Raw genomic sequence first — 20,050 nt, 5'->3', positions numbered from 1 at the left:
CTGTATTACTTGTTCATTACGTACATTGTTACTTCAAAGCCAAAACGCATTTCTGTAGCTGCTGGTGTTGTCCACATAATAATCTCCAAAGTGTTTGTCTGTTTGAACCGACGATATGTCTTGTTCGTATGTATTCATTATGCACCTCGGTTAAAAATTAGCTCTATCACTCATCATGAATGAAGACTGCGTAATTTCATGAGTAGTGCCTACGTCACTGTGTTTTTATTGAATCTACTCTGAGTATTAAATGCACCATCTAAAGCCGCCACGCAATATTGCACTGATTGATGTGAATAACTTTTACGTCTCATGTGAGCGCGTATTCAATCCTAAGCTGATTAATAAGCCTGTCGTAGTGCTATCTAACAATGATGGCTGTGCCGTGGCGAGAAGCAATGAGGTGAAAGCGCTGGGCGTGGGCATGGGTGCACCTTGGTTTAAGTTTAAAGACTTAGCCAAACAGCACGGCATCATTGCTTACTCATCTAACTATGCTTTGTATGCTGACTTGAGCAATCGAGTGATGTCGATCCTCAGGCAGTTCAGTCCAGACCAGGAAATCTATTCGATAGATGAGTCCTTCTTAGATTTAACCAGCTTTCAATCACGTGACTTAATCAGCTATGGCCAACAGATGCGCAAACGTATCTTGCGGTGGACTGGGTTACCAGTATGCGTAGGTATAGGATCCACAAAGACACTAGCCAAGCTTGCTAATCACTGTGCAAAGAAGCGTGCACACTTTAATAGCGTGTGTAATTTCAATACGATGAATGATGTTGCATTAAATCTGATTCTGAGTGAGATAGCTGTGGGTGAAGTGTGGGGTGTCGGTAGAAAGCTAGCCCCAAAGCTCTATGCATTAGGTATTCATACCGTATTGGATTTAAAGCAAGCCGACCCAGAGCAGTTAAGGCAACAGTTTAGCGTTGTGATGGAAAAGACCGTCCGAGAGCTAAACGGCACAGTGTGTATTGAGTTGGAGGAAATCGCACCGCCTAAAAAGCAAATACTCAGTTCACGTAGCTTTGGCCGTCCTGTGCGTGATTACCAAAGCTTGGCCGAGTCGATTACCTTGTATATGAGCCGAGCAGCAGAGAAACTACGAAAACAGCAATCCTTTGCAGGGTCAGTGTATGTGTACATCAGAACCAGTCCGTTCAGAGAGCAGGACTCCTTTTATAGCAATGGCATGACGATCCCCGTCTCCTCTCCTACTAATGACACCATGCAGTTAGTGAACATCGCGCTGTGGATACTTAAACGACTTTACAAACCCAACTACAACTACGCGAAGGCTGGAGTGATGCTAGGCGAGTTAGTGCCAGCTCAAGGCGTGCAATCCGACATGTTCAGCGTGGTGCACACCTCAGCTAAATCTGCCAACCTTATGCAGGCCATGGATGCGATCAATAGGAAAATGGGCAAGGAATCGATTAAGCTTGCCAGTGAAGGCTTTACTAGGCCTTGGAAGATGAAGCAGGAAAATAAAAGTCCGTCGTATACAACGAACTGGAAAGATATAGTCAAAGTATCGGGCTAATTGCTGTGCTTGCAACTAAGCAAGGCATAACTTTATAACCATCCACCATACTTTCACATTAGAACAAGAGCTTTTTTCATTTAGGAAATTGATATGACACTAACAACGCTTTGTGAAATAACTACAACACTTTTCAAATAAATCTCAACACTTTAGAATTCAGCTACAGCCCCGTAAATACATGGGTTTTAGCCATTGAACAAATTCATCCTAAATTCACCCTTAATTAAACACTTCATTTTCCAGTGTATTCGTTTCAACAACAAAACGAATACAAATGACATATTAATCAGTAGGTGAACTTCAATAATTCAAAAAGAACAAACCACAACACATCAAACGTCGGCTACAACACTTACTAATCAAAATACAACACTCTAAAAATCAGCTAGAACCCTCTATTTAGAAGGAATTCAGCTATTTAGCAAATTCACCCAAATTTCACCTTTGATTAAACATTTTAATTTGCAGTGTATTCATTTCCACTACGAAACGACTACAAATCAAATAGTAAACATATAGTAATCAGCCGCTTGCTATCAAGTAAGCAAAATTAACTAACCACAACACATCAAGTGTCAGCTACAACTCTTACTAAACAAAATACAACGCTTTGAAATTCAGCTACAAGCCAGTAATCGCAAGGGTTTTAGCAATTGAACAAATTCACCCTAAATTCACCTTTGATTAAACATTTTAATTTGCAGTGTATTCATTTCTACTGCGAAAAGACTACAAATTTCAGGTTGATATTGAATTCAAACCCACAGATGCAACTTAGATTTAAGGAACTTAATACTCAAAAAAAAATTTAAATCAATTTACTGTAAACAATCAATAAAACTCATGAAAAAAATATAAAAATGTCGATGTGTCTTTTATACAACAACCCTAAATTGATCAGGCCCATAAGTGAAATTTTGATACAAACAAAATCAACAAAATTGGTTTTAATATATTTAAAACAATTAAATAAAAACAATAACTTAATTATGTTTAATTGTTGGTTAAGCGATGATATTTTATACGTACAACCACAGTTAAACCACAAATGAAATCGGTTAAATTTGGCAACCAAAGCTTCAAATTTGAAATTGAGTACCAGTAAAAATATCTGCAGGCTAGCAGGTACAAAATGAATGCTGGAATCAAAAACAAATAAGAAAAAGGTGAGCCAAAACTGCTTGGTTTATTCGTATTATCGTGACGATTTTTACTCACGATAATACTAGGGTGAGGGAGATTTTTCGCCACGGTGGTGGCGAAATTCTCAATCACCCGGATATTAGTCAATTCGGCTCACAAAGGAGTAAAAATGAGATTTCCGATACAGAATATATGGCTACAGAGTAAACAGCCAACAGAACTAATGCTAGCTAAGGAATGGGCAGAATCATTCTTAGCAAATCAGGCTAGGGTTAACATTAAAGAGGCAACGATAACTCAGTATAAAAGGGTTTATCGTATGTACACCAAAAACGAACCGATCACTCAGAAGCCAAGATTGGATATCAATGATATAAATAACTTGTCTTGTAAAAACACAAGATCTTTTCATAGATGTTCATTTCGTTATTGTGCAGCGAAAGAAATTGTTAAGTTTTCAATTACCGCTCCAAATAAAGCTATCAAGTTATACAAGCTTGTACAAAAAACCTATTCTGATGCACATGCAAACCAGCTCAAGTATAAGATTGGTGAACTTCAATGTAACAAGTCAGTAAAAGACACAAAACGAGATTCAATAATAGGATTGGATGATGATTGGTTAGCCCAGCTAATATCGTTATCTTTCAGATCAAAATTTGCAAGTCACATTAGGATTATGTGTCTTACTGGATGTCGTCCCTCAGAGTTTGCAAACAAATTAAAGTCTGAAAATTCTGCAGGTATTAAGGTGGAAATATTGGGCGATATCATATCAATTACAATTGCTGGTTCAAAATGTAGCGATGATAGAAAATCGGGTCAAGAGTTCAGAAAATTGACCTTCCCGAAAGACCATCCATTTGTAGCTGGTCTGCAGCCAGGTTTCTACTTTGCAAACTCAAAACAAATTCAAGATGCTGTAAGGAATTATGGTAAAAAAATTGAACGAAAAGCTACGAAGGCAAAGAAGATAATCTCTACGTATTCAGTTCGTCATCAGATTGCATCAAATTTAAAAAGCTCTAATATTGATAGAGATGATATTTCGTTAGCGCTAGGTCATCAAAGTGCAGACACCAAATCAACCTATGGTTCATCGACACTTGGCATTGACAGAATCCCACCTCTAAGCATTGAGGCAACAAATCCAGTAAGGCCACCCAAAAAGGCTAAAAATTCGGATTACATTCATAAATCGAAGACTTTAAGTTCTCCAAGGATTAAGTATGACTTCCTCTAAAAAACAATCCTCACAGAAGAGACAAGCAAGCATAAAATCTTACGAGGACAAAACCGACTTCAAACCTCTATCCGTTAGGGTTAATAATAACAGGATAGATAAAGTAAAAAAATATGCTTGGGCGGGTAAATGTCCAGATTATGATTATTGAGCGGGTAAGTAACCGCACTTGAAGATTTATTGCGTGGTTATCAAAATGAAAATCTTAAGGACTAAACGTTTACAAATTCGTCCGCTACCCTTTCGACTTGCATCAACACAGTTTCAATAGCCAAAAGCTCCATGTCGGGAGGGTAGCCGAACTGTCTGAGTGTGCGTTTAGCAATTACTTTGAGTTTGGCTTTTACGTTTTCTTTAATGGTCCAATCGATACTTGTATTTTCGCGAATCTGCGCCTTCGTATTCACCCTCACCTTCTTTCAATTTAGCAAAGTGTTGCTCGAACGAATCGGAGATATATTTAAGAAAGATTAAGCCTAATATAATGTGTTTGCACTCTGTGTATTCCACCCAAAATTATAGAGGCTATACCACCTATTAGAATTTAAGAGCGCCAATCATACCTATAAGATGGAGCCAATAGATTATTAACACAATAACGATGGCTCATAAATCCCCATAGCAGCCGCTCAGTTGCACTGCTTTAAATGCCGCTTACGGCCCATAACAACAACATACGCCGCCACAAAAACACATAAACCTACTACTCTTTGATCCAATTTAATCTCCTTTAAGGCTTGATGACTAATGTTTGATTAAGGAGTACCGTTAAGCGTCTCGCTGAGTGATGAGTTAGCATTATTTTTTACTTTACAACTATCATTGTTTAACCCTGTCAGTATCATTTGTTTTACTTTGGCATCACTTCCATCCGTTTCTTCACCATTTGATATTTTTACTAATGAAGCATAACAGTGCTCGCCAACCCATTTCTTTTTGAATCGATATTTAGAATTTTTGGGTAGTTCGAAAGATAAGATAACATTGCATGATGTAAGAAATCTGGTGTCAATTATGTTAAAAGCGATACGCTTATTAGCTGGTACCTCCATCGCAACTTCAAAGTTTTTAAGTGGATTAGTTTCATCAGTGAAACTTTTAATATCACCACAATTCTCACCATCTTCCATATATTGAACAAAGCCATCAGAGAACTCTGACTTAGGAAATTCAATAAAGGCTTTATTCTCAGAACTGGGTTTGATGTAAGGGGAAGTTTTTACACAACCAATTATAAACAAACTAAATATAGTAATAATAGACCAGTAAATTTTCATTATTTATAGTTAACGTTTGAATTTAGGTGCGCCGTTATGCGTCCTGCTTAAAAGATGGGTTAGGTATTGTTGTATGTTCTATTTACGAGGGTCTTGAAAATCAGTATCACTTATTTCATAGTCATTTTTGTACAAAATATGTGTCCCTGAAAAGGTAACTGCATCTCCTGCTGCAAGCCGTCCAATAATCTTGTCGGTGGTTTCGTAAATAGATATAAATGGCATTTCTACTGGGTTGCCTATATACGGGAACATACCCTTTGCCTTAATTTTTTTTGCTCCCGTGAGTGTGCTGTGAATTTCCGCTGAATATACTTTCATCGCATTTTTAAGTGCGAACTGCATGCCCTCACTAAAACGTCCATTTGTCATCCAGCCATCATTTCCTTCAATAAAGTACTCTCCTGGAGCCATTGACCAATAACGAGCCGACCAATTCGTACCATCTGTTGAGTTCTTCATATCTACTTTTAGCAATGCGTATAGCTTTGCTTTGCCTGATGGAAGTACCGTAAATTGAGCATGAGGGGAGATTGTAATATCTGCGTTACCGCTGCCAAGTTTAATTAGGGGCGAAGAACCAGAGGCAATAAGTTCATTCAACTCATTTTGGGTTATTTGAACTAAATCATTTGTATTACTCTTGACTGTTGAACCGAATCGCGATTCTCCGGCGGCCTTGTTAGCCTGATCAGTGGCAAGCATTCCTAATGGACCAAAAAGTATACCTAGAAAGCTTCCTTTTTGGTGTCCACTAACAATGATTTGGTTTTCTTCATCATAGAATACGCCCATAGGGAGATCAGACATTTTAGATAATGGAGATTTGGCAATCACAACTGTTTTGATTGCTTGTTTTTCGGGATAGTTTTGAATGTGCGAATAACTAGCGCAAGCTGAAAGAAAAAGAAAAGCAAAAAAAACTGTTAATCTTTTTATTGTTGTAATCACTTGATTCATATTTTCTTTATTCCGTAATAGTTTAATTGGCCTAATGTCTAAGTTAAGGGGCGCCATTATCCATTAGAGGCATTTGATAGAAAAACTATTGATGCCACAACGCAAGCAGGTACAGCAACCCCATCCTTCAATGCTGGTTCAAAACGCCACTCTTTTACTGCATTTATCGCTTCTTGAGCAAACGCTAAATCTGTTGCTTCTATGTACTGAACCTGAACCGGGATACCCTGGATATCTACAACAAAAAAGACTTTAACTCTGCCTTCTATACCGCTATTGATAAATTTCGCAGGATATATGGGATTTATCCGAAATATAACTTTGGGAGCTTTATCAGAAGCAGCAACATTTGTATATTCCCCAGTAAGCACTTGTTTTCTTTTGACAGGGAATGCTTCGACTGTGTTAAGCGAAGCCCACGCAGTGAGACTCAACAGAATAAATGCCAGTGCAAAATTGATTTTCACAAATGACCTCTCCATCGTGCTTGGTTTGAGGTGACCCTTAAGATATTGCACGTTGATAATGGATTAGATTTACTCATCTTTAATACGAACCCAGCTTAAATTTATTGATTTTCTTTGAGCACTCCAATCGGCTGGCAAATCTGCGATAGATTCTAGTGCTGGGTCAAGGTCCACCACTTGCCCAATACCAACCAACATTATGTCTTCAGATTTCTTTGTTGTACCACAAGTAACCCCCCCCACGAATGATCATGCGCATAGTGTACAACCATCAAATAGGGAGTTTCTCATGCATAACCTGCTTTGTTGTCACTGTTGCAACGTATGTTGATTGGTCAAATTTCCAACTCATACTTTCGGCTCCAAAACAAATAGCTGGATAGATTAGCAACATTGATAATAACTTTCTGAAGCCGTCCATGATTAAACCTAAAGTTTGTGATAAATGGTGCTCTTTAACGTGTACCGCTTGATAATGGGCTCAAGTAACTATCCTAATATTAAAAATTAGTAATGCTGATTTCATCTAGAAATGTGCCATTCTCAGCAGAAGGCATAATAGTAATATCGCCAACTGACGGCGCTAGCAATAAGGCTACAATAGCTCCACCAGCCTTGATAGCTTTTTCATGGTTAAAATTGAAATAATAGTAAATTCTTGGACGGTTGTTAATTTTATCTTTTGGAATCCAAATGCCTCCATCAAAAGGTCCCATGGAACTTGCTTCCATAAATTGGATTACACACCCTTCAGGACCTCTGTAGAAAGTGCCAGCCTCATTTTCGAGTTCAGGCCTGTATACGCCTCTTTTCAACCCTTCTTTCCACATCACTCCAATTCCTCTTTTCTGTAAGTAAGTCTGATCTTCATTAAAGATGATCTTATTTTCGGAGCTAATTGTAGAAAGGTTTTTTGTCATGAATTCATTACCAGCACAACCAACAATCAAGAATTGAACAATTGCAATGATAAAGATATTTAATTTTTTCACAGTTAACCTTTGTTATTAAGTTTATGAGTTGGCTTTAATTAATCCAAAATTCTAATAGTGAATTTAGAGTCAGAGCATTAACAAAAATGATTTTAATTGAAGTTGGGATTATTCGAAATACGAATCTATATATGACTGTTTTGGGCCGAATGTTGCCCTCTAAAAACCCTAACTAACAGGCGGCTTTGTACCCAAAGTATGCGTTAAATAAATTGGTATAGATTAAACATTAATCACTGGCAACTTTGAAATAATTCTGGGTGGCGTTTTTCGCTGGAATACTCATGTGCTCAGCCGCATCAATATTTTTTCGGAGTATATCTGCGGTTTTCCAGAGTTGCTTTTCTAGTGGGTTTTTTTGTTCTTTATCTTTTGCCATTACTTTACCTATTGCTATTTTTTATTTAGATATTCTTCTAGGGCCATGCGTATTACTTCTGAGCGTGATGGTATTGAACCAACTTTATCTAGAAGTTCTGTACGCTTTTCATCCAGCAGTCGTATTAAATCACCATCTACACGAACATTCACTTGTATTCGTTCAACAGCATTTTTTGCTGAGTTATCGACCATTGCACACCCCTATTAATCATTTTTCTTAGTTTACAACATTTATCAATATTTTTGATATTTGTCTACACTTTAGACTTGACACATGAAACCCTAGTGGTTACGATGTATCTTGTCTACACAATAGACAAGATACAAATTCAGCAAATAACTTTGATAAATGTAGATATATAAAAGGAGCAACTCAGTGAAACAAGTGATAGTTAAAACAAAACGCAACCATGAATTGGCAACTAACCAAATGGACATCGAACAAATTAACTTAAATAGATTGATGGAATTAATGCATAGCATCCAGTCCCCTGCCCTCAATAGGTTCTTGGGAAATGTATTTAGCGATAAAAAGATCATGAGTGCATTTTTAGAGCTGCCTGCGAGCACAGAGCATCATCACAATTATGTGGGGGGATTGATGGAACACAGTATTGAAGCTGCGGAGATAGCAACACTGCAACGATACGATTCCACTGAGGATCGCGATATCACAGTTGTTGCAGCGTTGCTTCACGACATTGGTAAAACAAAGTCGTATACGACCAACATGAAAACTACAAATCTTGGAAAAATGGTGAGTCACGATCAATTGACCCTTGAAGTTTGCGCAGTTGCATTGAAAGCGCTTGATAGAGACTGGCCAGATGCAGCCAATGCGCTAAGGCATATCTGGACTTGCTCGAGCCCAGGCAGTCGCTATGGGTTTCAACCTTGTACCCCGCTGGCAAATATTGTGAGATTTGCTGACAAATTCAGTGCTGACCACTATGACCATCAAAAAGCTTACAAGGGTAAACGTGCCGTTGGGTTTGCATGGAATGAAACAGACCGGAAATATAGTTGGAAAGCCACCAATGAAAAAATTAAAAATGAAAGAAGAAGAATATGCTTTTAGATTATCGAGAAACAACTTTTGAAGATGCATTGGTAAAGAGACATCCATGGGTTGGAAACCGTCGTATACGACTACCGAATGGGTGGCTTCAACTACTTGAGAGCGCTTGCTGTGAAATTGAGGCATTACTAAGCCCAGAGAATCCACAGCAAAAGATTCAGTATTTTTTTGCTGCCGTGCGTGACTACAAGCTTCAACTTTTCCTTGAATGTGCATTTGACGACAAGGCAAAGGCTAAAGCTTTGGCTGTGGAAAGCTTAATTGAGGAGTTACGCAGCATGAGTGAGTTTGTTTGCGTGGATTGTGGAAGCGATATTGAAATGAAAAATCACAAATACCATGAGTTGCCGACTTGCGGTTGTACCAAGATAAAGGAGCAGAAAGATGAAAAGAGCAATGATGCCGATAGCAAGGTGACTGACAATGATGATATTGAAAAACAACTTGATACAGCAGAAGTCGTAAACGAGGGAATGGATTCAACCGAGACTGTTAATCAATCTAACTTGCAGTCAATTAATAGTATTGATGTATTTAGTGTGAGCCAAGCTAAGGAGTTATTGGCTGATGTGCAGAACAAATATCGAGATAGAGATGATGCCAATAAAGTAAAAACAACGCTAAACAAACTACTCAAAATTGGCCCTAACAAGGTTATTCAACCTATACCGCACGTACTGGATGAGCTTGAACATAACTTTCCTAATTTTAAGGAAGTTACAGACATGCTTAAGGGCATTCAGGCACTATCGAACGAATTGAATGTGCCGAAAATCCCCCCTACTCTGTTACTTGGCCCACCCGGTTTGGGTAAAACCATGTTTGCACAAGCATTGGCAGGTTGTATGAATGTGCCTTTTAGAGTCATGCGGATGGAGAATCAACAAACCAGTGCGGGTTTAGTGGGCAGTGCAGACTTTTGGAGCAATAGTAAGGCTGGCCTTGTGTTTAATTTGCTGACCAATGAGAAATACGGCAACCCAGTGGTAGTGCTTGATGAGTTAGATAAGGCCAATGTACATTCTCAGTATAATCCACTTAATAGCCTTTATAACTTGTTGGAAGTTACCAGTGCGAAGTCGTTTAATGATGAATCACTGCCTGATTTGATGCTTGATGCGAGTAAAATTACGTGGATTTTGACTGCAAACTCCGAGGAGACAATCCCTGAGGCAATTCTATCTAGAGTGAGGATGTTTAGAATACCTAAGCCAGATAGTCACCAAGCAAGATTGATTACGAGCAGAATTTATAGTGCTATATTGAGCGAGTCAGAACTGCTTAAATCAAAGTTTGATGCTGAGTTAAGTGATGATGTGACCGACTATCTAATCAAACTGTCGCCAAGAAGAATTATGCTATCTCTTGAGACCGGTTTAGGACGAGCAGCCATTGCAAAAAGAAGTAGTTTAAGGGTTGAAGATTTTGACCAAGTTGCGCAAAAAATCAAAGCTTCAATTGGATTTATTCATTAATTTTTATAGGAGAAAGTGTCACTGATGGTGTCACTGATTCGACGCTGTAAAAAATTTTTCTAAAAGTTTCAAAGCTAAGCTAGATGTGGCTTCCAAGCATAATTATTAAAAAATGCTTTCTCTCCCCGTGGGGACGCCAGTTAATCTTAAACGATTAATTCGCAGTAATAATCCAATAAATTAATAGTTTAAACTTCAAAGCGTCACACATGGCTGCGTACTGAAGTATAAACTCGTCTAATTAATACATCTCAAGTATATCGATATAAATATATCTAATGTAGCGAAATGGTTTGCACTACTTTCCTAGAGATATTCCTTTAGATTAACCCCATCTGAACTCAAGCATAGAGCGCTAGGCCACTACTCAACAACACCTTCATCAAGCTACTCAAGTAATTTATATGAGCATTTTGAGGACACATTGGTCAGAGCAGCTTATAATCATTGCCACAATAATCAAGTGCAAACAGCAAAACTACTTGGTGTGAGCCGAAATATTATTAGAGCGAAATTAATTAAAATGGGGGCCATCAGCGCTCTCAGATAATCTGACAAATCAACTGGATAGCATATTAAAACGAAATAATGAGCGACATCATTCAACTCTCAACCTCTGATTTACCTACTGCGTTTGGCAATTACAAAATTCATGTATATCAAGACGCAGACACCGATTTAGAACATATTGCACTGGTCATGGGTGACCTAGAAGGCAAACAAGATGTGCTGACTAGAGTCCATTCCGAATGCGTGACAGGAGATGTTTTTTCATCTACGCGTTGCGATTGCGGCGATCAATTAAAACTAGCCCAGCAGCGCATTCGTGATGAAGGCGCCGGCATCATCATTTACTTGCGTGGTCATGAAGGCAGAGCCATTGGCCTACCCAATAAAATCCGCGCTTATGCGTTGCAAGATAAAGGCTTAGATACTGTAGATGCGAATTTGGCGCTAGGACTTCCAATAGACAACCGAAGCTATGATGTTGCAGCTAACATACTTAAATTATTGCATATCCAATCCATAAAATTGATGACTAACAACCCAACTAAAAGCGAGTCGCTCGCATCACTAGGCATTTTAGTCAATCAACTCATCCCGATTCAAACGCAGCTAAATGATTCAAACCAAGGATATCTCGCGACTAAAAAGAACAAATTAGGCCACCATTTAACACTCTAAATGGCGGTTGTTCATCAGGCATAATGCGCTAGATGGTTTTAGATTGTCTTTGCAATATTAACTAGATCGCCATTCGAAATACCGTCCGGTGGATTTTCTATCACACGATCATTGGCCGCCACACCAGAATACAGCTCGATGGTTTTACCAAAATCGCGTGAAATAGTAATCGCTTTTAGCATCACCTTATTATCTGGGCCTACAGTCGCAACGCGTAACCCGGCTTGATCAAAGATCAATGCGCTTGCGGACACACTCAGCAAGCTTGTATTGCTCGGCAAATCCAAATTGACATTGGCAAACCCGCCTGGCAATAACTCACCTGCAGCGTTGTTTACTGAAAGCTGTACTAAAGTAGTGCCAGAGGCAGCATCAATAGACCCTGAAGTAGAGTTAATGATTGCAGTGTAAGTTTTTCCTTGGTGTTCAGGAACGGTAATTTTTGCCTGCGTACCCACTTTAATACTGGCGACATAATTTTGCGGGATATTGACATACAAGCGTAATTTACGCGTGTCAGAAATCTCAAACAACGGGAGTGCCGTACTGCTGCCAGCATTGATCAATGCGCCAGTATCCGTATTTCGTGCAGTCACTGAGCCATCAAATGGTGCAACGATGCGTGCAAACCCTTTTAACGCCACCAAACGGTTCACGTTTGCCTCTGCTGCTTTTACTATGGCTTGTTTGCTGATGTAATCCCCTACTTTTTCGTCCACTTCCTGCTTAGCAATAGACTGTGTGGTTAACATTTCTTGCCAGCGTTTGGCTGTCGTTTCGGCTAGGCTAACATTCGCTTGTGCACTGGCTAAATCAGCTCTGGCTTGCAGTAACTCTTGGTCTAAATCCGGCGTTTCGATTTCACCTAGCAATTGCCCAGCCTTTACTGTCGTACCAATATCAGCCTTCCAGTTTTTTAAATAGCCACCCACACGCGCGTAAATAGGTGCACGTGCATAGGCTTCAAACCTGCCTGGCAATGCTAACGTAGACGCCCCTTCACTCGTATTCACTGGCAAACCGACACTCACTGTAGGCACTGCTCGCTTATCCGTCTGCGCTTTCAGGTTGGCGTAGTGATTAGCACGAGTCGTCACGCCGACGACGACAAGCGCTATCGCTACAATGGCCACGAGTACAGCGCTTATGCGCAAAGTCCTATTTGATAACTTGCTACCAGAGGTTTTGTGATTAGACTGCATGAAATTCTCCAGTTGAATTGGGTACAGATTGTTTGTGACTAAGTTGATTGTTATAGCGCCTGTGCACAATGCTGAATACGACAGGCACAAAAAACAGCGTGGCAACCGTGGCAAAAATCAAGCCACCAATCACTGCACGACCCAAGGGGGCGTTCTGCTCCCCTCCTTCGCCTAAACCTAATGCCATTGGCGTCATTCCAATAATCATTGCGAGCGCTGTCATCAATACAGGCCTAAAACGCACAAAACCTGCGTCAATCGCTGCTGCAGTAGCATCCCCTAATTGCGTGAGTCGTTCGCGCGCAAAGCTAATGACTAGCACGCTGTTGGCAGTAGCCACCCCCATACACATAATGGCACCAGTTAAAGCCGGTACAGATAATGGTGTGTAGGTTACAAACAACATCCAGACAATACCTGCCAGTGCTGCTGGCAACGCGGTAATAATCACAAATGGGTCGCTCCATGATTGGAAATTCACCACAATCAGCAAGTAAATCAATACGATGGCACCAAGCAAACCATATAACAAGCCAGAAAACGCACTATCCATGGTTTTGACTTGACCCAATAACGCGACCGTTGCACCTTTAGGCACGTGGTCTGCTGAATCAGCAATGATTTGCCGAATATCTTTCGCCACGGCACCTAAATCACGGTCTTGTGTAGTGGCATTGATCTGGACCATGGCTTGAATATCATATTGGCTGACAACCGCATTACCGGTATTACGCTTAAACGTTGCCAACGCCCCTAATGTCTGTGGAGCACCGCCTACGCTACTAATAGGTAAATTAGCTAAAGCATTTAGGCTATCTAGATGATATTGCGGGGTTTGTAACACAATAGGATAAGACACGCCATTGGTTGGATTTAGCCAAAATGTGGGCGATACCTGCGAACTACCGGCTAAATTAATGACCAAACTATTGGTCACGTCTCTGGTGCTAATGCCCACCTCTTGTGAGCGCGTTCGATCAAGATTGATATCAAATACAGGCCGAGTGTGTGACTGTTGAATGCGCGCATCGACAACGCCGGGCACAAGTTTAATTTTGGCCAATAGCTTATTGGCATAATCAAAATTATCGGCGAGCTTACCCCCACGAATCTGTAAATCAATCGGCGCTGGCGAACCAAAATTCAATATTTGGCTGACGATATCTGCCGGCGGAAAAGAGAATGTAGTGTCCGGGAAGTGCTTAGGTAATATTTCACGTAATTTACGCACATAGTCGGCTGTCGGCGCATGGTGTTCTTTAAGCGCAATCTGTATATCGCCATCCTGCGCACCTATCAGCCCTGTGTTGTTATAGGTCATATTGATACTACTAATCGGAATGCCAATATTGTCTACAATCGTCAGGATCTCATCGGCTGGAATCACTTTCTTTATTGCAGATTGTATATTTGCGAATCGCATGGCGGTGTCTTCCACGCGGGTACCCACAGGCACGCGTGCGTGCATCAATATCTGCCCACTATCTACCGTAGGGAAAAAGTTTTGGCCAAGAAATGGAATCAGCAAAAATGAAAGCATGATGACAGCCAGAAAGCCCATTACAAAGATGCGGCGATGCGAGACAGCCAGCTCTAATATGCCTTTATAACCTGCGCGGAAACGCTCAAAGCGCGCTTCAAAACCACGTTGAAAATGTACTAAAGGGTTTCTGGTTGGTAATGTTACGGTGCCATCTTGATCGGTATGCGGTGCATGCTTTTTAAGTAAGTAATTGGCCATCGTTGGTACTAACGTTCGCGACAAAATGAACGAAGTCACCATTGCAAACATCACTGCTTCTGCCATTGGCACAAACAAGAAGCGTGATACGCCTTCTAAGAAAAACATTGGGACGAATACGATACAAATACACAATAGAGACACAAATGCCGGGGTCACGATTTGTGCTGCGCCATCTAAGATGGAGGCTTCAACCTCTTTGCCCTGCTCTAAGTGCCAGTTGATATTCTCAATCGTCACGGTGGCTTCATCGACCAATATACCCACTGCCAGCGCCAAACCACCCAGTGTCATAATATTGAGCGTTTCGCCAATGGCAGAAAGCGCAATGATGGCACCTAATATTGAAAGCGGGATAGAAGTTGCAATAATCAATGAAGAGCGCCAGCTCCCCAAAAACAACAATACCATTAAGCTAGTGAGGACAGCTGCAAGCACACCTTCAAACACTACGCCTTTGATGGCTGCACGTACAAATAACGATTGGTCATTAATCGGCGTAGCAATTAAATTCTCTGGCAAGGTGGGTTTGATTTCTTCGAGCTTGTCTTTAATGCCAGACACGATAGACAGTGTAGAGGTGGCACCATTTTTAAGAATGGTCATCAATACCGAGCGTCCTCCATCCACATGCACGATATTGGTTTGAGGTGGATTACCATCACGCACCTGCGCAACATCACGGATATACACCGTTGCACCATTGACGACTTTGACGGGTAAACTTCCCAAGTCATCAATTTCAACTGCTGAGTTATTGAGATTTAACGTGTACTCAATGCTGCCGATCTTTTGTGTGCCCACAGGCAATATCAGGTTATGCGCGGCCAAGGCGTTAGAGACATCTTGTGCAGAAAGGCCGCGCGCTTGAATCGCTGATGGGTCAAGATCAATTTGAACCTGGCGGCTTTTGCCTCCATAAGGGAAAGGCACCCCAGCCCCTGGCACGGTGACTAAACGTAAACGAACCGCATTCAACCCTAAGTCAGCCAGATTCTGCTCAGTGAGGCCTTTGCCAGACAAAGCAATCTGCAAGATAGGGACGGTTGACGCATTATAATTCATGATAAGGGGCGGTGTCGTCCCCGTTGGCATTTGGCGTGTCGCCACTTGTGAAATAGCCGTTACTTGCGCATTTGCCGTGGCAATATCCACACCTGGTTGGAAGAAAATTTTAACGATACCAAAGCCAGTATAAGAGTTGGCTTCAATATGTTCGATGTCATTCACAGTAGTAGTGAGACTGCGTTGGTATAGCGTAGTAATACGCCCTGCCATGTCATCTGGCGGTAAGCCAGCATATTGCCATGCCACCGCAATCACTGGAATACGAATCTCCGGAAAGATATCTACTGGACTACGTAGCGCAGACAGTATGCCAGCAATGAGCAGCAACAAGGCCATGACCACAAACGTGTATGGACGTTTTAAAGCTATACCAACTACATTAAACATGCTTACCTTTTTTTATTTGCTTGATATGGGTAATACCACCAGTTGCCCTGCTTTCATATCCGGCATCAGGATAAATTGCCCATCGATAGACAATGAAATATCTGCTGCAGATTGATGACCTTCTGTGAGTAATTGCGGTGTCGCTTTAGGTTCGCTCAATTGCCAAACCTTACCGCTTGCCCAATCGCTGACATATAAAACACCATTTGTATCGCGAATCAACCCATCTGCACCGCCAAATCCACTATTCAGCAACGTGACTTTTGCTTTTGGTTTGTTGGACGCACCATCAAAGGTAACCTGAAACAACTTGCCAGTACCAAAATCGGCAACCAATAGTTTATTAGGGCCATCCATCAGTAAGCCGTTAGGGCGTTTGATACCTGACTTATCATTGATGATTTGAATGACTTTTCCAGCAGGCGTGATTTTATAGATCGCCCCATGCTTGCCATTGTCGTCGCCACTGTCTGAGACATAGACATTACCTACACCATCAATTTCAATATCGTTCAGGAAGATTGGAGCATCCTGAAAGTCAGTTGGTTTCGCGATGACTGTCTTTTTACCATCTAAGCCAACACGCACTACCTGATTCACATCGGCCACGTATAGCTGATTGTTAAATAAATCAATGCCTTTGGGGTCATCTAGACCATCCGCAAGTGTCTTGGTAGAGCCATCGGTATTCATTACAGTTACTTTACCATCACCATTCTTACCAAACTCACCAATTTCGGTGATAAACACACGACCATCCGGGTGGGCAATGGATGACTCAGGCATTTGCAAACCGGTTAATGTCTTGGTTGAACCATTCACTGCCTTAGCAACTGGTGCGGATTGCTCACCATAGCTGACACGGTAAATGATGTCATTATAATCATCAGAGACAAGCAGCGAGCCATCTGGCATTTGCAATACATCATTTGGGCGTCCCCATATTTCACCATTGGCTAACCAGCCATCAATAAAGACTTCGCTACTTTTTACTTGATGCTTGTCATCAAAAGTAACACGCATAAGCTGGTAGCCTACTGGTTTAGAACGATTCCATGAACCATGCTGCGCAATGATGGCATTGTTTTGATATTCAGTTGGAAACTGTTTACCAGTATAAAATTTAAACCCTAAATTAGCGCTATGGGCTTGGAACTCAGTGGCTGGGAAAGCGACATTTTTAGGCGGCGTTTTGTCTTTCCACTCAGATTGTCTAGCCTCTCCACCCGCAAAGAATGGGAAGCCAAAGTGCATGTCTTTCTTGGGCGCTGCATTCAATTCATCATGGGGGATATCATCTCCCATCATATCCACCCCATTGTCGGTAAAGTGCAAGACATTGGTGCCAGGCTGAAAATCCATGCCAACAGAGTTTCTAACCCCTTTAGCAAACGTTTCTACATTGCTGCCATCCGGATTCATGCGAATAATACTGGCTTCAATCCCTTCAGCATTACAAATATTGCATGGGGCCCCAACCGTGACGTAAAGCTTACTGTCTGGTCCAAATGTAATATAGCGCCAGCCATGATGCGCCTTGTCTGGAAGTTTATCGTAAATCACTTCACGCATTTGCTTAAATGGCAGGCTCAAGTCAAAGTCTGGCGCTGCATAACGTGTGATTCTGTTTTGCTCTGCTACATATAAATTGCCATTGTACATCGCGACACCATTCGCAACTTTAAGGTCATCCATCATCACTACAACCTTATCTGCCTTGTGGTCCTTGTTTTTATCGACAACGGCGTAAACGTTATTTCCGCGCGTGCCAACATATACATTGCCATTCGTACCAAGCGCCATTTGTCGCGCACCCGGTACCTCAGCATAGATCTCCACTTTAAAACCCGGTGGCATATGGAGTTTACTTAAATTCGCCTCGACATCTGCAGCGCCAGCCATACTGGAAACCGCATGTAAACCTAATGTTGCAAGAATTACCGCACTCAATACTTTGTATCTGATTTGCATCATGCCCTCTTTTCAAAAAACGAATCGAATGTTCATTGCCAATGTCACTTTCCACATGTGTCAGTAGCTTAAGAACCTAACAGCAAGTGTAGATTTCCGCCATTAAGAACAAAATGCCTAAAATTCTTTATATATTGCCTATTCCTATTCTAATATGGACATTAAATATAAATTAATGCCTAATATACTGCACATTTATGACAGGCCAAATTGGAGTAAACCATGACACGTCAGCAGTCCATGATAGACCTTCTACTAAAACTTGCGCCTAACGAGGGCTACACCTTATCCATTTTGAATGGCGTAAAGTTTATGCGCGCTAATCGATACATCGCTAGAATGCCGGTGCTATACGAACCTAGCATTGTCGTTGTATTACAAGGAAAAAAACTGGGTTATCTTGGCGATCAGGTGTTTCAGTATGACCCGCAACAATTTTTAGTGCTATCTCTACCCCTGCCTTTTGAAAGCGAAACCATAGGCACGATAGAAGAACCTATGCTGGCAATCTCCATTCGCATTAATCTCGCTGTGGTTGCCGAATTAGTACTGTCGCTAGATTCCGGTAATTCAGAATTAGGGTTTCCGCAATTAGGCATGGTTTCCACCGCATTGGACGACAAACTATCAGATGCCATATTGAGGCTACTTGAAGTGCTGTCCTCGCAGCAAGAGTCTGAAATTCTAGGCGCATCGATCATGCGGGAAATTTATTATCGTGTACTCACAGGGCAACAAGGCGCAGCTATTCGAGAAGTGTTAATGCAACAAAGTCATTTCAGCAAGATAGGCAAAGCGTTGAAACGCATACATAGCGATTTTGCAGGCGACTTAAACGTATCTGCTTTGGCTGAAGATGCCAATATGAGCATAGCAGCATTCCATGCGCATTTTAAAGCCCTAACAGCAACAACGCCGATACAGTACCTCAAAACAACCCGTCTTCATAAGGCTAGACTACATATGTTACAAGACGGCATGAGCGCATCCACTGCATCTCGAAAAGTCGGCTACGAAAGCATTTCTCAGTTCAGCCGGGAATTTAAACGTTTCTTTGGGCGGACACCGATGGATGAAGTCGCCGAAATGAAAGTATCGTTAATCGCAATGCCTTCAGAAAACTCAGCTAAGTACGTGACTGTCAATTAGTCAATTAAGTGGCTGCTTGGGGGACAAAGCGGACTTAACTAATCATTAACTGTGAGAGTCAACAGACTCTCCTTTTGATCGATTAAACGAATCTAAATCCAATGCCTATTTCAGTAATGAAATGTTCCGGTTGCGTTGGGTCGTCCTCTAACTTTTGTCTTAAGTGACTCATGTAAATTCTAAGGTAGTGCTCATTCTCAACATAACTTGGACCCCAAACTTCTTTTAATAACTGTCGTTGCGTGACTACGCGACCAGCATTTTTAATTAATTCTGAAAATAGCCGAAACTCTATAGGGGTAAGGTGCACGAGCTGATTATTCTTCGTCACGAGCCTTTTTGGTAAATCCACATTAATATTACCAAAATCATAAATACCGTGATGACTTACTTCACCCACCATGTTACTGCGCCTCAACTGCGCACGTAGTCTTGCAATTAGCTCTTGCGTACCAAACGGTTTGGATAAAAAATCATCTGCGCCAGCGTCCAACGCGGCAACTTTTTCTTGCTCTTGTGTGCGGGCCGATAAAATAATGATGGGGATATTGCTCCAATTTCTGGTTTCTCGGATGATCTCTAAACCATCAATATCTGGCAAACCCAAATCCAAAATAACGGCATCTGGTTTTCTTGTGCCGATCTCAATCAACCCCTTTTTACCAGTCTCACTAGAGTAAACAGTGAAACATTCACTTTCTAAGGCAGAGGAGACGAAGCGACGAATCTGCGCATCATCCTCGATTAAAACAATATTTCCCGAGTGATTAGTCATGGATACC

19 protein-coding genes and 1 pseudogene are annotated in these 20,050 nt (G+C 41.2%); 7 read left to right on the top strand and 13 right to left on the bottom strand.

Features of this window, described 5'->3' with window-relative positions:
* Window positions 1-5 precede the first annotated feature (5 nt).
* Window positions 6-77, bottom strand: coding sequence for a pyrroloquinoline quinone precursor peptide PqqA (gene pqqA / locus FG11_RS13435; protein WP_012777389.1), 72 nt, complete (start codon window positions 75-77; stop codon window positions 6-8).
* A gap of 173 nt (window positions 78-250) precedes the next feature.
* On the opposite strand from pqqA, the gene FG11_RS04730 reads away from it, so the two are divergent.
* Complete coding sequence (locus tag FG11_RS04730; protein ID WP_047533467.1) at window positions 251-1,546, top strand: Y-family DNA polymerase; 1,296 nt, start codon at window positions 251-253, stop codon at window positions 1,544-1,546.
* Window positions 1,547-2,861: 1,315 nt separating this feature from the next.
* Window positions 2,862-3,935, top strand: coding sequence for a site-specific integrase (locus tag FG11_RS04725; RefSeq protein WP_047533464.1), 1,074 nt, complete (start codon window positions 2,862-2,864; stop codon window positions 3,933-3,935).
* Window positions 3,936-4,147: 212 nt separating this feature from the next.
* Here the strand turns inward: FG11_RS04725 and FG11_RS04720 are convergent, their stop codons facing one another.
* The 8 genes from FG11_RS04720 to FG11_RS04695 form a co-directional block, all read right to left on the bottom strand.
* Window positions 4,148-4,348 (bottom strand): type I restriction enzyme endonuclease domain-containing protein, encoded by a 201-nt coding sequence (locus FG11_RS04720; RefSeq protein WP_081978181.1) that lies wholly within the window; start codon window positions 4,346-4,348, stop codon window positions 4,148-4,150.
* Window positions 4,290-4,445: a type I restriction-modification system subunit M N-terminal domain-containing protein gene (locus tag FG11_RS13670; protein ID WP_081978180.1), complete on the bottom strand. Its 156-nt coding sequence runs from the start codon at window positions 4,443-4,445 to the stop codon at window positions 4,290-4,292. The genes FG11_RS04720 and FG11_RS13670 overlap by 59 nt, the downstream gene beginning before the upstream one ends.
* A 245-nt stretch (window positions 4,446-4,690) precedes the next feature.
* Window positions 4,691-5,212, bottom strand: a complete 522-nt coding sequence (locus FG11_RS04715; protein ID WP_047533458.1) for a hypothetical protein — start codon at window positions 5,210-5,212, stop codon at window positions 4,691-4,693.
* Window positions 5,213-5,290: 78 nt separating this feature from the next.
* Window positions 5,291-6,172, bottom strand: coding sequence for a hypothetical protein (locus tag FG11_RS04710; protein ID WP_152604040.1), 882 nt, complete (start codon window positions 6,170-6,172; stop codon window positions 5,291-5,293).
* Between the two features lie 56 nt (window positions 6,173-6,228).
* Window positions 6,229-6,639, bottom strand: a complete 411-nt coding sequence (locus FG11_RS13220) for an energy transducer TonB (protein ID WP_160277126.1) — start codon at window positions 6,637-6,639, stop codon at window positions 6,229-6,231.
* A gap of 500 nt (window positions 6,640-7,139) precedes the next feature.
* A complete protein-coding gene (locus FG11_RS04700) occupies window positions 7,140-7,631 on the bottom strand; it encodes a hypothetical protein (protein WP_047533455.1) in 492 nt (163 codons plus the stop codon).
* Window positions 7,632-7,860: 229 nt separating this feature from the next.
* Complete coding sequence (locus tag FG11_RS13600) at window positions 7,861-8,010, bottom strand: hypothetical protein (RefSeq protein WP_160277124.1); 150 nt, start codon at window positions 8,008-8,010, stop codon at window positions 7,861-7,863.
* Window positions 8,011-8,024: 14 nt separating this feature from the next.
* Window positions 8,025-8,204 (bottom strand): ribbon-helix-helix protein, CopG family, encoded by a 180-nt coding sequence (locus FG11_RS04695; protein WP_047533453.1) that lies wholly within the window; start codon window positions 8,202-8,204, stop codon window positions 8,025-8,027.
* A 184-nt stretch (window positions 8,205-8,388) separates the two neighbouring features.
* Here FG11_RS04695 and FG11_RS04690 point away from each other — a divergent pair, with 184 nt between their 5' ends.
* The 4 genes and pseudogenes from FG11_RS04690 (at window position 8,389) to ribA (ending at window position 11,750) form a co-directional block, all read left to right on the top strand.
* A complete protein-coding gene (locus tag FG11_RS04690; RefSeq protein ID WP_052184937.1) occupies window positions 8,389-9,090 on the top strand; it encodes an HD domain-containing protein in 702 nt (233 codons plus the stop codon).
* Window positions 9,081-10,565 (top strand): AAA family ATPase, encoded by a 1,485-nt coding sequence (locus FG11_RS13215; RefSeq protein WP_052184936.1) that lies wholly within the window; start codon window positions 9,081-9,083, stop codon window positions 10,563-10,565. Before FG11_RS04690 ends, FG11_RS13215 begins: the two co-directional genes overlap by 10 nt.
* Window positions 10,566-10,986: 421 nt before the next feature.
* A pseudogene (locus tag FG11_RS13425) lies at window positions 10,987-11,115 on the top strand (helix-turn-helix domain-containing protein); the annotation flags it as partial.
* 38 nt (window positions 11,116-11,153) lie between these two features.
* Entirely contained in the window at window positions 11,154-11,750 is a 597-nt protein-coding gene (gene ribA / locus FG11_RS04680) for a GTP cyclohydrolase II (RefSeq protein WP_020181941.1), read from the top strand.
* A gap of 38 nt (window positions 11,751-11,788) precedes the next feature.
* Here the strand turns inward: ribA and FG11_RS04675 are convergent, their stop codons facing one another.
* Genes FG11_RS04675 through FG11_RS04665 form a run of 3 tightly spaced genes read right to left on the bottom strand, consistent with a single transcriptional unit; the run spans window position 11,789 to window position 18,122 of the window.
* Complete coding sequence (locus tag FG11_RS04675; RefSeq protein WP_047533451.1) at window positions 11,789-12,952, bottom strand: efflux RND transporter periplasmic adaptor subunit; 1,164 nt, start codon at window positions 12,950-12,952, stop codon at window positions 11,789-11,791.
* Window positions 12,942-16,148: an efflux RND transporter permease subunit gene (locus tag FG11_RS04670; RefSeq protein WP_047533448.1), complete on the bottom strand. Its 3,207-nt coding sequence runs from the start codon at window positions 16,146-16,148 to the stop codon at window positions 12,942-12,944. The genes FG11_RS04675 and FG11_RS04670 overlap by 11 nt, the downstream gene beginning before the upstream one ends.
* 12 nt (window positions 16,149-16,160) lie before the next feature.
* Window positions 16,161-18,122 (bottom strand): SMP-30/gluconolactonase/LRE family protein, encoded by a 1,962-nt coding sequence (locus FG11_RS04665; RefSeq protein WP_235276339.1) that lies wholly within the window; start codon window positions 18,120-18,122, stop codon window positions 16,161-16,163.
* Window positions 18,123-18,341: 219 nt separating this feature from the next.
* Here FG11_RS04665 and FG11_RS04660 point away from each other — a divergent pair, with 219 nt between their 5' ends.
* Window positions 18,342-19,268 carry an AraC family transcriptional regulator gene (locus FG11_RS04660; RefSeq protein WP_020181937.1) on the top strand — a complete coding sequence of 309 codons (927 nt, stop codon included), beginning with the start codon at window positions 18,342-18,344 and terminating at the stop codon, window positions 19,266-19,268.
* A gap of 82 nt (window positions 19,269-19,350) precedes the next feature.
* Here FG11_RS04660 and kdpE read toward each other — a convergent pair whose 3' ends face one another.
* Complete coding sequence (gene kdpE / locus FG11_RS04655; protein WP_047533444.1) at window positions 19,351-20,043, bottom strand: two-component system response regulator KdpE; 693 nt, start codon at window positions 20,041-20,043, stop codon at window positions 19,351-19,353.
* Window positions 20,044-20,050: the final 7 nt, after the last annotated feature.

It is taken from the genome of Methylotenera sp. N17, from assembly GCF_000799155.1.
In the GTDB taxonomy this organism is placed as follows: domain Bacteria; phylum Pseudomonadota; class Gammaproteobacteria; order Burkholderiales; family Methylophilaceae; genus Methylophilus.
The sequence above is the reverse complement of the archived record's forward strand: the minus strand, read 5'-3'. Positions and strand labels throughout refer to the sequence as shown.

Bases quoted from the DNA above. Each gene is read 5' to 3' on its own strand.
- FG11_RS04730 (WP_047533467.1), top strand. From the start codon at position 251: ATGCACCATCTAAAGCCGCCACGCAATATTGCACTGATTGATGTGAAT.
- FG11_RS04725 (WP_047533464.1), top strand. From the start codon at position 2,862: ATGAGATTTCCGATACAGAATATATGGCTACAGAGTAAACAGCCAACA.
- FG11_RS04715 (WP_047533458.1), bottom strand. From the start codon at position 5,212: ATGAAAATTTACTGGTCTATTATTACTATATTTAGTTTGTTTATAATT.
- FG11_RS04710 (WP_152604040.1), bottom strand. From the start codon at position 6,172: ATGAATCAAGTGATTACAACAATAAAAAGATTAACAGTTTTTTTTGCT.
- FG11_RS13600 (WP_160277124.1), bottom strand. From the start codon at position 8,010: ATGGCAAAAGATAAAGAACAAAAAAACCCACTAGAAAAGCAACTCTGG.
- FG11_RS04695 (WP_047533453.1), bottom strand. From the start codon at position 8,204: ATGGTCGATAACTCAGCAAAAAATGCTGTTGAACGAATACAAGTGAAT.
- FG11_RS13215 (WP_052184936.1), top strand. From the start codon at position 9,081: ATGCTTTTAGATTATCGAGAAACAACTTTTGAAGATGCATTGGTAAAG.
- ribA (WP_020181941.1), top strand. From the start codon at position 11,154: ATGAGCGACATCATTCAACTCTCAACCTCTGATTTACCTACTGCGTTT.
- FG11_RS04675 (WP_047533451.1), bottom strand. From the start codon at position 12,952: ATGCAGTCTAATCACAAAACCTCTGGTAGCAAGTTATCAAATAGGACT.
- FG11_RS04670 (WP_047533448.1), bottom strand. From the start codon at position 16,148: ATGTTTAATGTAGTTGGTATAGCTTTAAAACGTCCATACACGTTTGTG.
- FG11_RS04665 (WP_235276339.1), bottom strand. From the start codon at position 18,122: ATGATGCAAATCAGATACAAAGTATTGAGTGCGGTAATTCTTGCAACA.
- FG11_RS04660 (WP_020181937.1), top strand. From the start codon at position 18,342: ATGACACGTCAGCAGTCCATGATAGACCTTCTACTAAAACTTGCGCCT.
- kdpE (WP_047533444.1), bottom strand. From the start codon at position 20,043: ATGACTAATCACTCGGGAAATATTGTTTTAATCGAGGATGATGCGCAG.